The sequence below is a fragment of the Peribacillus sp. YIM B13482 genome, from assembly GCF_042787975.1.
GTDB lineage: Bacteria > Bacillota > Bacilli > Bacillales > DSM-1321 > Peribacillus > Peribacillus simplex_A.
Genome location: NZ_JBHZPF010000024.1, coordinates 18156 through 32593 on the forward strand (window position 1 = coordinate 18156; position 14438 = coordinate 32593).

General features: G+C 39.2%; 16 protein-coding genes and 1 riboswitch. Of the genes, 9 read left to right on the forward strand and 7 right to left on the reverse strand.

Features of this window, described 5'->3' with window-relative positions; genetic code table 11:
- Nucleotides 1–90 precede the first annotated feature (90 nt).
- Entirely contained in the window at nt 91–243 is a 153-nt protein-coding gene (locus tag ACFX4L_RS13230) for a hypothetical protein (protein ID WP_377382534.1), read from the forward strand.
- Between the two features lie 105 nt (nt 244–348).
- Here ACFX4L_RS13230 and ACFX4L_RS13235 read toward each other — a convergent pair whose 3' ends face one another.
- Entirely contained in the window at nt 349–927 is a 579-nt protein-coding gene (locus ACFX4L_RS13235; RefSeq protein ID WP_377382536.1) for a GNAT family N-acetyltransferase, read from the reverse strand.
- Nucleotides 928–1031: 104 nt separating this feature from the next.
- Between ACFX4L_RS13235 and pdxR the strand changes: the two genes are divergently transcribed.
- Nucleotides 1032–2423 (forward strand): MocR-like pyridoxine biosynthesis transcription factor PdxR, encoded by a 1392-nt coding sequence (gene pdxR, locus ACFX4L_RS13240; protein ID WP_377405369.1) that lies wholly within the window; start codon nt 1032–1034, stop codon nt 2421–2423.
- 62 nt (nt 2424–2485) lie between these two features.
- Here the strand turns inward: pdxR and ACFX4L_RS13245 are convergent, their stop codons facing one another.
- On the reverse strand, nt 2486–2905 hold the full coding sequence (locus ACFX4L_RS13245; RefSeq protein ID WP_377382540.1) for a MarR family winged helix-turn-helix transcriptional regulator: 420 nt from the start codon (nt 2903–2905) through the stop codon (nt 2486–2488).
- Nucleotides 2906–3249: 344 nt separating this feature from the next.
- On the opposite strand from ACFX4L_RS13245, the gene ACFX4L_RS13250 reads away from it, so the two are divergent.
- Nucleotides 3250–3378, forward strand: coding sequence for a hypothetical protein (locus ACFX4L_RS13250; protein ID WP_284471567.1), 129 nt, complete (start codon nt 3250–3252; stop codon nt 3376–3378).
- Nucleotides 3379–3393: 15 nt separating this feature from the next.
- On the opposite strand, the gene ACFX4L_RS13255 is transcribed toward ACFX4L_RS13250, so the two are convergent.
- Complete coding sequence (locus ACFX4L_RS13255; protein ID WP_081108978.1) at nt 3394–3597, reverse strand: hypothetical protein; 204 nt, start codon at nt 3595–3597, stop codon at nt 3394–3396.
- A 128-nt stretch (nt 3598–3725) separates the two neighbouring features.
- Here ACFX4L_RS13255 and ytvI point away from each other — a divergent pair, with 128 nt between their 5' ends.
- Entirely contained in the window at nt 3726–4769 is a 1044-nt protein-coding gene (ytvI, locus tag ACFX4L_RS13260; RefSeq protein ID WP_377405371.1) for a sporulation integral membrane protein YtvI, read from the forward strand.
- A 346-nt stretch (nt 4770–5115) separates the two neighbouring features.
- Here the strand turns inward: ytvI and ACFX4L_RS13265 are convergent, their stop codons facing one another.
- Nucleotides 5116–6468, reverse strand: a complete 1353-nt coding sequence (locus tag ACFX4L_RS13265; RefSeq protein WP_317777213.1) for a hemolysin family protein — start codon at nt 6466–6468, stop codon at nt 5116–5118.
- Between the two features lie 615 nt (nt 6469–7083).
- Here ACFX4L_RS13265 and ACFX4L_RS13270 point away from each other — a divergent pair.
- From ACFX4L_RS13270 to uptA, 4 genes are all read left to right on the forward strand, one after another.
- The gene (locus ACFX4L_RS13270; protein WP_309145520.1) at nt 7084–7656 is read left to right on the forward strand and encodes a YitT family protein; all 573 of its coding nucleotides are present in this window, start codon (nt 7084–7086) and stop codon (nt 7654–7656) included.
- A gap of 93 nt (nt 7657–7749) precedes the next feature.
- Nucleotides 7750–8463 (forward strand): FixH family protein, encoded by a 714-nt coding sequence (locus ACFX4L_RS13275; RefSeq protein ID WP_061461946.1) that lies wholly within the window; start codon nt 7750–7752, stop codon nt 8461–8463.
- Between the two features lie 105 nt (nt 8464–8568).
- Nucleotides 8569–8727, forward strand: a complete 159-nt coding sequence (locus ACFX4L_RS13280; protein WP_284471564.1) for an Lmo0850 family protein — start codon at nt 8569–8571, stop codon at nt 8725–8727.
- Between the two features lie 163 nt (nt 8728–8890).
- The gene (uptA, locus tag ACFX4L_RS13285) at nt 8891–9520 is read left to right on the forward strand and encodes an undecaprenyl phosphate transporter UptA (protein ID WP_061465991.1); all 630 of its coding nucleotides are present in this window, start codon (nt 8891–8893) and stop codon (nt 9518–9520) included.
- A gap of 48 nt (nt 9521–9568) precedes the next feature.
- On the opposite strand, the gene ACFX4L_RS13290 is transcribed toward uptA, so the two are convergent.
- The 3 genes from ACFX4L_RS13290 to ACFX4L_RS13300 all read right to left on the reverse strand — a co-directional run bounded on the left by ACFX4L_RS13290 (nt 9569) and on the right by ACFX4L_RS13300 (nt 13411).
- On the reverse strand, nt 9569–10900 hold the full coding sequence (locus ACFX4L_RS13290; RefSeq protein ID WP_284471563.1) for a hemolysin family protein: 1332 nt from the start codon (nt 10898–10900) through the stop codon (nt 9569–9571).
- A 279-nt stretch (nt 10901–11179) separates the two neighbouring features.
- Nucleotides 11180–12289: a histidine kinase N-terminal domain-containing protein gene (locus ACFX4L_RS13295; RefSeq protein ID WP_061461948.1), complete on the reverse strand. Its 1110-nt coding sequence runs from the start codon at nt 12287–12289 to the stop codon at nt 11180–11182.
- A gap of 234 nt (nt 12290–12523) precedes the next feature.
- A complete protein-coding gene (locus tag ACFX4L_RS13300; protein ID WP_377382544.1) occupies nt 12524–13411 on the reverse strand; it encodes a cation diffusion facilitator family transporter in 888 nt (295 codons plus the stop codon).
- 235 nt (nt 13412–13646) lie between these two features.
- Nucleotides 13647–13748, forward strand: a riboswitch (TPP riboswitch).
- A 106-nt stretch (nt 13749–13854) separates the two neighbouring features.
- On the opposite strand from ACFX4L_RS13300, the gene thiT reads away from it, so the two are divergent.
- Nucleotides 13855–14436 carry an energy-coupled thiamine transporter ThiT gene (thiT, locus tag ACFX4L_RS13305; RefSeq protein WP_061461950.1) on the forward strand — a complete coding sequence of 194 codons (582 nt, stop codon included), beginning with the start codon at nt 13855–13857 and terminating at the stop codon, nt 14434–14436.
- Nucleotides 14437–14438: the final 2 nt, after the last annotated feature.

Below are 14438 nucleotides of genomic sequence, written 5' to 3' on the forward strand. Positions count from 1 at the left end.
AGGAACCGGGAGACTAAGCAGTGATCATCCAGTTTGACGGAAAAGCTTTACGGACAAAAGTGCGGATCGAAATGCTTAGGGGGAATGAACTTGTTCATTGGAGATACGATTTACCTTCTATTTGCTTTACTAATGCCGCTTTTATTTGCGATTGTCGTTTGCATATTCATTCGATCCACGAAAAGGCAAAAGGATTCATTAACTAAAATTGAATCGGGTCATAAAGACTCACCTGAAAAATAGCCCCGGTACAATACCGGGACCACATATTAGCCGCTTAGGCGCTTTTTTTATACTGTCCGTAAAATGGGGCACAGTTCAAATAAGCGGCACTTTTTTTCTCCATCTTCACCTTGCCAAAAAAGCTTCCAAGTTCTTTTTCACACAGGACCATTCGTGCTCGAGAATGCTGTAGACCACCGTATTCCTTATCCTTCCACCTTGCAGTTTTTTCTCCATCCGTAAAATGCCTTCTTCAAGGGCACCGAGCCTGACTATTGCTGCACGCGACCTTTTGTTCAATTCGTCCGTCCTGAATTCAACCCGGGTCATGTGCCACTTTTCAAAAGCATGCTGCAATAGCAGGTACTTACATTCTGTGTTAATGGCTGTCCGCCATTTATCGGGATGATACCAAGTCGAACCGATTTCCAGGGACTGATTATGAAATTGAATATTTCTGAAGCTAGTGCTGCCAACTATCGTATCATTTGTTTGATCGATAACGACAAATGGATGATGAAGTTCCTGCTCCCTTGCTCGGATGCCTTCCTTTACATAGGAAATCGCCTCTTCATATGACAAGATCTTTGTTGCGCTCCATTTCCATATTTCAGGTGGCAGGGAAGCAGCGTAAAGCGGTTCGATATGATGCTCCATCATTGGGGTTAGTATCACGTGTTTCCCGAGTAATTCGATATGTTCCATAATCTCCTCCTCTTGATTGATATTTTCATTATAAAAATATCCTGGTCCTATAATAAGGACCAAGGCTGATATAATTTATGGAACCAGTTTTTTAGGAGGACCAAATGTTTGAAATCACTCTAACCTTAGATAAGACGAATAAAGAAGCTTTATATGTCCAATTGTATAAATACTTTAAAACGGAAATCGAGAATGGGCAAATAAAGGCAGGAATGAAACTGCCTTCTAAAAGAAAACTAGCCATGCATTTAGGAATAGGCCTTAATACAGTAGATACTGCTTATCAGCAGTTGATGGCAGAAGGGTATGTGGAAAGTCAATTAAGGAAAGGTTTTTACGTAGCTGATTTAGAACCGATCTCACCTTTGAATGAACCGTTGCATGTTACCGAAGAGAAGATGGGCCCTAAGGATGAAAGGAATATGATCGATTACAATCATGGCCGGGTGGACATGGATTCTTTCCCGCATGCTGTGTGGAAAAAATGCTTAAACAATACTTTGTATCTACAGGAAAGAAAAATGTTCATGAGTGGTGATCCCCAAGGGGAATGGGGGCTCCGGGCTGAGATCTCTTCCTATCTATTTCAATCGAGAGGAGTTCGCTGTGGCGCTGATCAAATCATCATTGGGGCAGGTACACAGTATTTCATCCATCTTCTGCGGTTGCTTCTTGGAAATGAGCGAATTTTTGGGTTGGAAGACCCTGGATTTCATCGGGTTAGGGAGGTACTGAGGTTGGAGGGAGCCAATATGGCTTTCATTCCATTAGATGAAGGTGGAATTAGTGTGGACTCTTTGAAAGCGAGTGCAGCGAATGTTGCCTATGTCACTCCTTCCCATCAATTTCCTTCCGGCATGATCATGCCGATAACTAGAAGGGTGGAATTATTGAATTGGGCAGTAGAAAAAGAGGGTTATATTATTGAAGATGATTATGACGGCGAATTCCGTCATGCAGGTAAACCGATTCCATCCTTGCAGGGGTTGGACACAAATGGAAAGGTCATCTATCTTGGCACGTTTTCAAAGTCGCTAATCCCGTCAATCAGGGTGGGCTATATGGTTTTACCCAAGGAGTTGGCTTACGACTATCAGCAGAAGTTAATAGGATACAAACAGACCGTTTCCAGAATTATTCAGGAAACGCTCTGTCTTTTTATGATAAATGGACATTGGGAACGCCACCTGAATAAAATGCGTACGATTTATCGTAAAAAGAATAAGGTGTTGCTGAATGCAATTGAAGAGAACTTCCATGATCATGCAGCCGTAATCGGTGAAAAGTCAGGATTACACGTTCTTTTAAAAGTAAAAAACGGCATAAGTGAGTCAGAGCTCATTCAAAAGGCTGCCAATGTTGGGGTTACAGTCCATCCAACTTCGGTTTATCACTCAAAAAACGTAAAAGGGCCGACTATTTTGATTGGGTACGGTGGTTTATCCGAAAGGGAAATCGAAGAAGGAATCCGACTTTTAAAAAAGGTATGGCTATAGCTTGATTCGTACAGGAAAATGGAAAGGCCGTGATTCTCTCAACAATAATATAAGACACCCATTCAGTTTCTTATATTATTGAGGATTTTAAGGACCGTCTGGAAAAACATATCCTGTTCTTCTTCAGTAATGCCATCCAGGGCTTTTCCTTCAATTTTCTCTGCAATTTTAAGGCATTTTGTATGTACCTCTTTGCCCCGGGGAGTCAGCTCGATCCGTTTTTCCTGTTCATCTTTTCCAGGGACCTGTTTAATCATATTATTCTGTTCCATGCTGTTGACCGAACGTGTGATAATAACATTATCTACATCCAAGTAATTACAGATATCTGGGATTGTGGAATATCCACAGTTTTTTAAATAATTCAGGATTGTCCACTGATTATGATAAATTTCAAGGGCTGTAATTTGTTCATTCATTTTGCTGACTAATGATCTGGATACTTGTAAATATTGATGAAATAATTGAGTAGGGTTCGTCATAGGATTCTCCTTTATAATGGTCGACCAGTCCATTATATTCTTTAATTCTTAAAAGTCTATTGTAATGAATCATTTATTTCAGTCAATGTTTATTTTTGGAAACACTTCAGGAATGGGAAAGATAATGGCTGAATGAATAGAATTAATAGAATTAATCGAGAACCCAGACTCGCAAAATCCTCACAATGGGGGAAGGATATACAAGCTGACAAGAGGAAGCTTAATAATAGATGGCGCATATTTTTTTCCATGTAAATGATTTTTTTTGCCCGTAACCTGATGGAAAACAGACTTGTTTCCCATGAAAAGCAGATACGATAAAAAAAGCAATGGTGGAAACGGGGATGGAAAACACCATCATTCAAAAGGTGCCCATATCGGTAACTGTATTTCTTCAAGAAAAGGGCAGCCAAATAGCACACTTTGAAGCTGAATGCAAAGATATCCCGCAAACAAAAAACCAGCCTCTTTAGTGGCTGGTTTTTGCTTTAAAACCTGTCGCTGGTGGAGCGGTGTTTTGTTTCCTTTTTATTTCTTTCTTCTTGTCGTTCATATTTAATTTCATCAATTGGTAAATCTTCAATGGGCATGACTACTTGATCACGTTCCAGCTGTTTTTCCTGATTTTTTTTGAACGCCTTGGATTTATCATTGCGCTCTTCAAGATACTTTTCTTTATCTTTATTATCCAATGTCAATCCCTCCATCTCTTTGTGACTCTTTTTCCCTTTATTGAGAAAATAAAACGTATAAGCGAAATATATGTGACCCCGTTTCATAAATATAAGGAGAACAAGAAAGTGCAAGGAGGGTTTGTTCAGTGAATGTCGCTGTCTTTTTCCGCTGGTTTTGGAGGGGTATTTTCCTTTTAGGCATATTAATCGTCATTCCCTATTCATGGGCTTTGATTTTAGCATTACTCACAGCCATTCTATTGGATGGATTGGTCCGCATGATTGGTGAAACGGCAAAACTGCATCGGCTTTGGGCAGTATTGATTTCATTTGTTTTATATGTAGGCGGGCTTATGAGCATCACTTATTTTTCCTTTTCGGTTTTAATCAAGAAGATCATTGTCTATTCTGAAGAATTTCCTGGATTCATACGTGAAATGTATTTGACGGCGATATTGCCAGTCATAAGGCAGTGGGAACGATATTCCCAAACATTGCCGCCAAATCTCATTCTGTCAATAGAACAAACGATGGAAAAGGGGGTCAAGGCTCTAGAGGGGTTCACAGAGGGCTTTGTTCAGGATATGGTGCAATTCGTTACGCTTATTCCGGGATTTTTCATTGATTTTTTAATTTATTTAATCGCTTTATTCTTAATTAGTCTTGAATTGCCAAAGTTAAGAAAAAAGGCATTCCTTTATTTGAAGATATCCACCTATCAAAAGATATCGCTAGTTTATCAAGATTTAAGTATAGCAGCAGTTGGCTTCATCAAGGCACAAATCCTATTGAGTTTAATTACGTTCATCATGGCTTATGGAGGACTATGGTTGTTAAATGTGAAGTATACGATTCCATTGGCACTGTTAATAGTTGTTGTGGACATTCTTCCTATCTTGGGGGCGGGGTCTGTACTGGTTCCTTGGGCAATAATTGTTTGGGCGCAAGGAAACCATCATCTAGGGATTGGCCTCGTTATCCTGTTCCTGGTCATTACCATTATAAGAAGGACCATCGAACCAAAAATTTATTCAGCAAATATGGGATTGAGCCCATTGGCATCGTTGGTCAGTCTTTATTTAGGGTTTAAAATGCTTGGTTTCATTGGGCTTTTCCTTGGACCTTCGATATTGATCGTATATGATACGTTAAAAAAAACTGGTGTCATTAAATCCAACTTCAAAATATGAAAGATTATTAGAGGTTTTTTGCCTGGTTTCTTAAATTTGACATATCTTTTATCGCTTTTCCTTGACCCTTGCAATGATTGCAGTCCCGGGAAAAGAATTGTAGAAAACGGGTTTTCCCTTTCCCTTTGCAGTGTTGGCAAATGGTTATGAGTTTCATAATTCCTCACTCCTTCAAAAAGTATCGCTTTTCTAACAGTATGAAACAATAAAGGTAGAACTATACTTAATTATTATCATTCAATCTAAATGCAGCAGGTTTTATATAATATGTATTTATATTATTTCATGTACCGGTTGAAAAAAAATAACCCCCTTTCCTGATGTCAATTAGGAAAGGGGGTTATTATCATGAAACGATTTCAGTTTGTGATATCATCGGAAATTCTTTTACTTCGCTTACGACTTTAGCTGGTTTATATATTTCAATATAACAGATATGGTGATCTTTCATTTCTTTTATCTTAAAGTTATAGGGACCATAAGTCAGGATATCACCTTGTTTGGCTTCGTAATTCTCGGTAAGGATCCATCCGCCCATCGTATCAATATCCTCATCGTTGATATCCAATCCAAGTAAATCATTCACTTCACTGATTAATACCTTGGCATCGATGATATAGTGATCTTCTTTTAATTTGCGGACATCCGGCACTTCATCCAGGTCGAACTCATCGCGGATATCGCCGACGATTTCCTCAAGGATATCTTCAACGGTCACCAAACCTGATGTACCGCCGTATTCATCCATGAGGATAGCCATGTGAATGCGTTCCTTTTGCATTTTTAAAAGTAAATCATGAATAGGGATGCTGTCAATGACACGTATGATCGGACGAACATATCGGTTGATCACTGATGCGGCCTGGTTGTTCTTGTCGATCATTTCTGTGAATAGCTCTTTGATATTGACCATTCCGATGACATGATCTTTATCCCCATCGATGACAGGATATCGTGTAAAGTTCTCTTCCGCCATAACGGTGAAAAACTGTTGGATCGTATCATCTTTGGATACCGTTGCTATTTCTGTACGTGGAACCATGATTTCTTTTGCAATCCGATCATCGAATTCAAAAATTTTATTCACATATTTAAACTCTGATTGGTTAATTTCGCCACTTTTGTAGCTTTCAGAAACAATGATACGTAGCTCTTCTTCTGTATGAGCCAAATCATGTTCGGAAACTGCTTTTAATCCTAGCATTTTTGTAAGCGTCCTTGCAGAGCCGTTCAGTACCCAGATGAAAGGATACATGACCTTGTTAAAACCAATTAAAGGTTTGGAAACCAATAAAGTTACTTGCTCCGCTTTTTGAATCGCCAATGTTTTCGGTGCCAATTCCCCTACAACCACATGTATGAAGGTAATGGAAAAAAAGGCAATTGCAACTGAGAGTGCATGTGAAGCGGAATCTGGAAGATTCAATTGATTTAAGAGCGGGTGCAAAATGGTTTCAACTGTCGGTTCCCCAAGCACCCCAAGCCCTAAAGCGGTAACTGTAATCCCGAGCTGGCATGTTGAGAGGTATTCATCCAGGTTGGATATTACCTTCTTTGCTGAAAGTGCATTCGGCTTTCCTTCTTCAATTAATTGATCGACCCTCGTGCTTCTCACTTTAACAATCGCAAACTCCGTAGCTACAAAAAATGCTGTTAAAGCAATTAAAATGGCAATAAGAACCAAGTTTATTATGTCCAAATAGTCTCCCTTAACTCGCCTACGAGACGAATAAGGAGTCCACCTCCTACATTTTTAAAATATACAAGTATATTTTTTTTGCCTTGCTGAATATTTTCGGGAATCATTCAAACTAGCTATGGTATATGGATGTGCAGCTGCTTGAACTCCCATTTTTTTAAGTGATGAAGAGAATAAAAGTATATGCCGATAAGCGATGCGTAGACGGGAAATAGAAGAATTTCTGTATGAAGGAGTGCAGCTATTTTTCAAGAATATGCACATATCCGTTACGCAAGGCAGCGTCCGTCCGTCAAAACGAACATTCTTTAATGCCCCATCAAATCACCTCAATTTAATTAATTTAAATACTTTCATTATAGAAAGAGTTAATGATTCAGTCAAATAGCTTACGGCTCCTTAAATCCGGTAAATTGCTTGTAAAGGATCAATTTGAGCTAATATTTAGCGATATTTGACTGTTTTCTTTACTTTATTGCATTCTATTATAGAATATTCAGAAAACCGAGGACCTGCTTCATAAAAAATTGGTCAGTTGCATTATTTTTTGGACGGTATAAACATATTCTATAGAAACTGGACAGGTTTTAATGCAGATTAATGGGGGTGGCGGCCATGAAAATCATGGAAAGGATGGCAGCGATCATTGCCGGCAGCATGCTAGTGGGTGTGGGTATCAATTTTTTTCTGATACCTTTTCATTTATTGGATGGGGGCATGATAGGTATTGGCCTGATTTTTCATTACTATTTTGGACTGCCAACAGGCCTTGGTGTGATTTTGAGCAGCATTCCATTATATATATATGCTTGGTACTTTGAAAAACAACTATTTCTGAACAGCTTGCATGGCTTGCTTTTTTCCTCTTTATGCATCGATATTTTTTCCGACGCCGTCACCGGATGGGATCTCCCCATTTATGTAAGTGCGATAATTGGGGGAGGGTTGATTGGCCTTGGAATAGGCTTGATGCTTCGGTATGGGACCTCTACAGGCGGAACGGATATGTTGGCACAGATCCTTTCCAGGAAGAGTGGGCTCAATGTCGGTTTGCTGATTTTTATCATTGATGGATGCGTACTGCTTTGCGGACTGAGCGTTGTAGGGACTTCAATTTTTTTATATTCATTTTTAACCATCATCGCGGTAGCCATGCTGACTTCAGTTACCGTGATGAGAAGTGGTTGATGTGGATGATGTATAAAAATCCGAAAAAAGGAAAGGATGGGGAATATGGAAAGAGTAGATTTCTAGTCAAATAAATTGTAAGGGGAAATTATTATGAAAAAATTCTATATGTGTTCTGCGTTGTTATTCATGCTGGCTGGGTGCCAAGAGTCTGAAATGCCAGAGGATAAAGAAGTGAACAGCGCTGTTCCAGAATCGATGGATGCATCGATCGTCATTAAAGGGAAATTGGAGCCTGGAAAAGAAGTCATTCTTGAAACGACAGTAAAACAAGGAAGCCAATTGGTGAATGAAGCTGATGAGGTAATGTTTGAAGTGAGAAAGTCCGGACAGGATAAACGGACAATGCTGGAATCGAAGAGTACTGGAAGTGGCAAGTATCAAGTGATGCATACATTTGATGAACAAGGCAAATATATTGTGGTTTCCCATGTAACTGCCAAAGGCCTTCATGTGATGCCGGCAAAAGAAGTGGTCGTTCCAGAACATGAAAGTGAAGGTGCATCAGCTCATCCGAGTACGGATGTATCAATCGAGTTTCAAAGTAACCCTGTAAAGGCAGGAAACAGTTCGAACTTTGAAGCAAACGTAGAATTGGATGGAAAGCCACTGACAAATGCAGATGTGAATTTCGAGGTGTGGAAGGAAGGCAGTGAGGAGAGTCATTTTACCAAAGCAGAAGAAGATGGAAATGGGACATATCAAAATAAGGTATCATTTGAAGAATCGGGAACATATAAGGTGCAGGTACATGTAGAAAAAGATGAAGTGCATGAACATCAACTGCAAACCATTCAAGTAAATTGACTCCGTGTAAAATGTTTTTTTTAAAAGGAATGTTTTAAATAGGTTTTATCCTTTCGTTAAATGGGAAGTTAATGGATAACGATACAGATGAAAGGGAGGGTAAGCATGAATAATCAAATGATCAACAAGTATAAAAATCTCGGGATTCATATTGAAAAAACGAAATCACGCCAGGAGATTTTCACTAATGTTTCACAAAATGATTCATCCTTACTCACCACTTTTCCTCAATTTTCCCAAAAACGGGAGCTAAAAGAATATTGATGCAATGAGACCGGAGCACATATCAGCTGGTCTTTTTTTGTGCATTCCTAAAAGTGATATAAAGTGAAGCAGGATATGAAAAATCGAATAGAACCTTATAAGCTGAAATAGGATAGAAGGACAAACAATTTGAAATCAGCGGTAAGGGGAGTCCGATTGCATGATATCACAGCTTATTATGACTATATTGAATTGGTTTGCAGAAATGGGGTATATGGGGATTTTATTGGGGCTGATGGTTGAAATCATCCCGAGTGAGCTTGTTCTCGGATACGGTGGTTATTTGGTTGGCCTGGGGAAAATGACTTTTTGGGGAGCTGTCCTTGCAGGTGTGGTAGGTGGGACGATGGCACAATTATTTCTCTATTGGGCTGGTTATTATGGCGGACGGCCCTTTCTCTTAAAGTATGGAAAATATATTTTAATTAAAGAAAATCATATCGTAATGGCTGAAGAGTGGTTTCAACGTTATGGGGTAGGCGTGATTTTTACGGCTCGATTCATTCCTGTGGTTCGCCATGCCATTTCCATCCCTGCGGGAATTGCAAGGATGTCTGTATGGAAGTTTATATTTTATACGGTTGCCGCTGTCATCCCTTGGACCATTTTGTTTCTATCCTTAGGACGGATCCTCGGCGAAAACTGGCAGCAAATCAGGGAAATAACTGCACCTTATATAATTCCGGGAGCTGGTTTTTCCGTTGTCCTTATTATGCTTTATATCATATGGAAAAAAAATACTACGCCTCCAATCGTAACGGTCAAAAAAATGGGACGGTTATCCGATAAGTGAACACAAAAAGCCACGTAAAATGACTTTATACGTGGCTTTTCTTAATAATTATCCTTGGGGAAGGTCCTCTTCCAAAGGAAGCTTTACGACCTTTTTTGTTACCTCGATGGAACGAATGGCGTGGTCTTCCATTTCAATCACTTTAAAGCAGAATCCGTCTTTTTCCATGATGTCCCCTACATTCACATCATAATTTTCAGTAAGGACCCATCCTCCTATAGTATCGACATCATCTTCATCTAAGTGAATGCCAAGTAAATCATTCACTTCCTTTACAAGAAGTTTAGAGTCTAATATATAGTGTCCATCCTTAATTTTCCTGATCGATGCAACTTCATCGATATCGAATTCATCACGAATTTCCCCAACGATTTCCTCTAGGATGTCTTCAACTGTGACAAGGCCCGAAGTTCCGCCGTATTCATCCATCAAAATAGCCATATGAATGCGTTCTTTTTGCATTTTCAAAAGCAAATCGTGGATGGGTATATTCTCCATGACTCGAATGATCGGACGAGCGTAATTTTCAATCGCTTTGATGTGGATTTCACGATTCTTTATAAGATCCGAGAAGACTTCCTTTAAGTTCACTAAGCCGATGACATGGTCTTTATCACCTTCGACAACAGGATATCGAGTGTATTTCTCCAATTTGGCCACATCGACGAATTCCTGTACCGTTTCATCTTTTGATATGGTCATGATTTCTGTCCTGGGAACCATGATTTCCTTAGCAACACGGTCATCGAATTCAAAAATGTTGCTGACATATTTAAATTCCGATTGGTTAATCTCTCCGCTTTTATAGCTATCAGATAGGATGAAACGCAATTCTTCTTCCGTATGTGCTATTTCACTTTCGGATGCAGGCTTGAAGCCAAATAATCCGACAACGAAACGAGAAGAATGATTCAATATCCAGATGAAGGGAAAGGCAATTTTATGGAAAAAAATCAGAGGGCTGGCAATAGCCAAGGCTACTTGCTCGGCCTTTTGGATGGCAACGGTCTTTGGAGCCAATTCACCTACAACCACATTCAGGAACGTTATCAGGGAAAACGAAATGACAAATGTCAGAATGCTTGTGACTTCTTGCGGGATGTTCAAGGCATTGAATAAAGGCCCAACCAATTTGAGGATGGTCGGTTGTCCTAGCCACCCCAATCCTAGAGCGGTAACGGTGATTCCAAGCTGTGTGGCGGATAGGTATTCATCCAGATCGGATGTAACCTTCTTGGCCGCAATGGCTTTTTTGTTTCCCTCTTCAATCAATTGATCTATCCTAGAGCTGCGAACCCTTATGATCGAAAATTCCGAAGCTACAAAAAAGGCAGTTAAAGCGATTAAAATAATGACTAATAAAAAACTTAATATGTCCAATTAGTGTGGGACTTAATTGAATCGCCTGATGTACCGAACGACTTAATTATCCCAGTCACCTCCCAAAACCAATAATGAATGAACTGATGGTAGTGTATTAAATGTTAGAAGAAAAATAAGTATCGTTTATCTTGTATGAAATTATGATGGTTTTTATTTTCAATCTATTGGTCATTCACCTCGATTAGTAGTGGAACCTAACTATTAGTATAAGTAACTGGACGTCAATCAGTCAAAAATTTCAAACTGAAAACCCAAGGAAATAAGGATATTTATCCATTATTTAGTTTTCAATTGTATGGAAAAGGTCGTCAGGAAATCGGTAGAGTGGCAGGATAAGGTTCCTTGATGTTTTAAAACGATTTCTTTACAGACGAATAGTCCCAATCCCGTTCCCCTTTTTTTTGTGGTGATGAATGGTTCAAAAATATTCGGCAGGACTTCGTCCGGTATTCTTGGCCCATTGTTGGAAATGTTTAAAGTAAGAATGCCGGGTGGTGATTCAGAGCCTGATATATAAATGGACGGGGATGGCATTCCGGCGACCACATCAAGAGCATTTAAAATAATATTAAGTAAAACTTGGCGAAACTCTTCTTTAGAACCGGAAATGACGGCATCATCGGCAATATTACATGTTATCGAAGCATTTACTTCCAAAATGCTGGGATATAAAAATTCGATTACCTCATTCACTAGCTGAGCAATCGAAAATAGATCAGTTTGTGCTTCTGAAGTTTCTTTTTTGGAAATATTAAGAAATTGTGTGATCCGGTAATTGAGCTGATCCAATTCCTTTGAAATGATATCAAGATATTTTATCTGCGGTTGCTCTGCCTGTAACAATTGTATGAATCCCATTATGGAAGTCAGTGGATTTCGGAATTCATGGACAAAGCTTGAGGTCATTTGGCCAAGGAGCGTCAAACGGTCTTTATGGTTTGGGCTAATGAATTGATAGCGTTCTTTAAGTTCCATCGTTTTCAATTCGGTATAACAGGATAATGCAAAATGAATTAGTTTATCGAAGTAAACGTTTATTTGCTTAATTAAATCGGATACTTCTTCTTTCGTTGCCTCGGAATTCAAAACGTGCTCAACGATGGTGGATCTGCCGATGGTTGCAGTGGAAAAGAAATTTTCCATATCCAATTGTTTATTAACTCGATCACACGCAATTTTTTCACCTACGACCTTCAGTACATCGTCTATGTCAGTATCCGATTTCCCAAGCTGATCCATTAGCAGATTGAAAATATTTTCCACTTCCCCTTTAAAATACCCCATATATCCGTCCGATAAATGGAGCAACTGATCTTTCCATTTGGAAATGATGCTGTTTTTTTGAGAAGATAAAAAGTGAATGGTCATTTCTCGATTAGATACCATTTTGCCCTCCATAATGTAGGAAAATGAATTTTACTTTCGACCCAGAAATTAATTTATTTGAATAAAATACAAAATATTAAAATAATTATTTTGCTTTTATGATAACAGATTAATGTTTTTTACACATGTGTCAATTGGATAAATATTCGGCAATTAATCGATAAATACCTTTTTTTGACACAGTTTTATTAAAGGAATTGCAGGATTTAATAATAAAAAAAGGTATCCGCAAAGTTAATGACGGTTACCTTTTTTATTAAATGCATATGGTTCAATGTGAACGATCACATGCTGGATGTTATATTCCTTCAAAAGATTCTCTTCGATTTTAACCGTAATATCGTGACCTTGGATGACGGTCAAAAGAGGGTTAACATGTACGGTAGTTTCGAGCAGGATTTCACTTCCGTGCATACGGGCTTTAATTTCACTCATGTCCTTAACACCTTCTGTCAGTATAATGGTTTGTCCGATCTTTTGCAGGAGCTGCTCGTCGAAACCATCGGTTAAAGAGATGGATGCATCACGGAAGATATCCCAGGCCGTTTTGCAGATGATGATCCCTACTACAGCAGCAGCTATCGCATCCAGCCAAGGGATTCCCATCTTAGTACCGATGATTCCTATAAAAGCACCAACACTGACAAGGGCATCGGAACGATTATCCTGTGCAACGGCGTAGATGGAAGAGCTGTTGATCTTTTTACTTAACGCTAAGTTATAACGGTAGATTCCGTACATGAAGATTGCAGAGAAAAGAGCGACATAACCGGTCGGCATATTTGGAACGGTTGTTGAATCTTGCTGGAAGAAGGATTCTATAGCACTGTAAACAACCTGGATGCCCACGGTAATCATGATGAAGGCAGCTACCAGCGAGGCTATGGTTTCCGCCCGTAAATGACCATATGAATGATTATCATCAGGAGGTCTCTTCGAAATTTTCAAACCAATCAATACGGCTATGGAAGCGATGATGTCGGTCGTATTATTTAAACCATCTGCCCAAAGCCCTTTAGAATCACCGAAATAACCGAATGACAATTTAAGAGCAGACAAGAATATGTAAGCGGCAATGCTTATGTATGCGCCTTTTTCAGCTGAAATCGAATGTTTATCCATGTCTAATCCCTCCCCGGTGTAAATTAAAAGATATCAAAACAAACCTTAGTGAGTCTATAGAAAAGTTGTTGCATTTAGCCATCTAACCTGGTTAATTGCAGGTGTATTGAAGTTGGTTAAAAGAAAGGATACCCCCATAAATATGGGAGTGGTAAGTTTTTATGATATGACATTTTCTTTAAGTTGTCTTTTATAGAAACTAGTAGTATATTCTAACCGAGGATCGAAAATTAAATACTTCCACAAGGGGAGCCAAAAGGCTGAGAGTGAACGGTTGAGTTCAGACCCTATGAACCTGATAGTTAACACTTGCGTAGGGATGTGGTTTTGGATACAAGCAATACTGGGCATCCACTACCGCCCCGGTGTTGCTTTTTTGTTTGTGCAAAATCTGGCAGGGAGGGAACTCATGGACACTTTTCATTTTTGGAGAAGGGAGAGACATGATGAAAAATAAAACGTTATTCATGACAGAGGTTGCCATTTTTGCTTCACTGGCTTTATTACTGGATTTGGTTTCTGGATTCATTTTTTCAAGAATCTGGCCGCAAGGAGGCTCGATTTCAATAGCCATGGTACCGATTTTTCTGATGGCATATCGGTGGGGCATCAAAGGTGGTATGTTAACCGGATTGTTACTTGGGCTTTTGCAGATCGTCAGTGGTACAGCATGGATCAGCACGCCGATTCAAGGCTTCATTGATTATTATCTTGCCTTTACGGTTGTCGGGATATCCGGTGTATTCATGAATAAGTTTGTAAATAGCTATAAAGAGGAAAAGCGTTCCAAAGCGAAGTGGTATGGGATTGGCGGCATGTTTTTGGGCAGTTTTCTGAGGTTTCTGTGTCATTTCATATCCGGAATCGTGTTTTTTGGCTCTGCAGCTCCAAAAGGACAGCCAGTAGTGATTTATTCATTCATTTATAATGGGACTTATATGCTGATCAGTTTTATTTTATCGGCCCTTGTGGTGATGATGTTATATTCGGCTGCTTCAAGTGTATTACTGAAAAAAGCCTATTAACA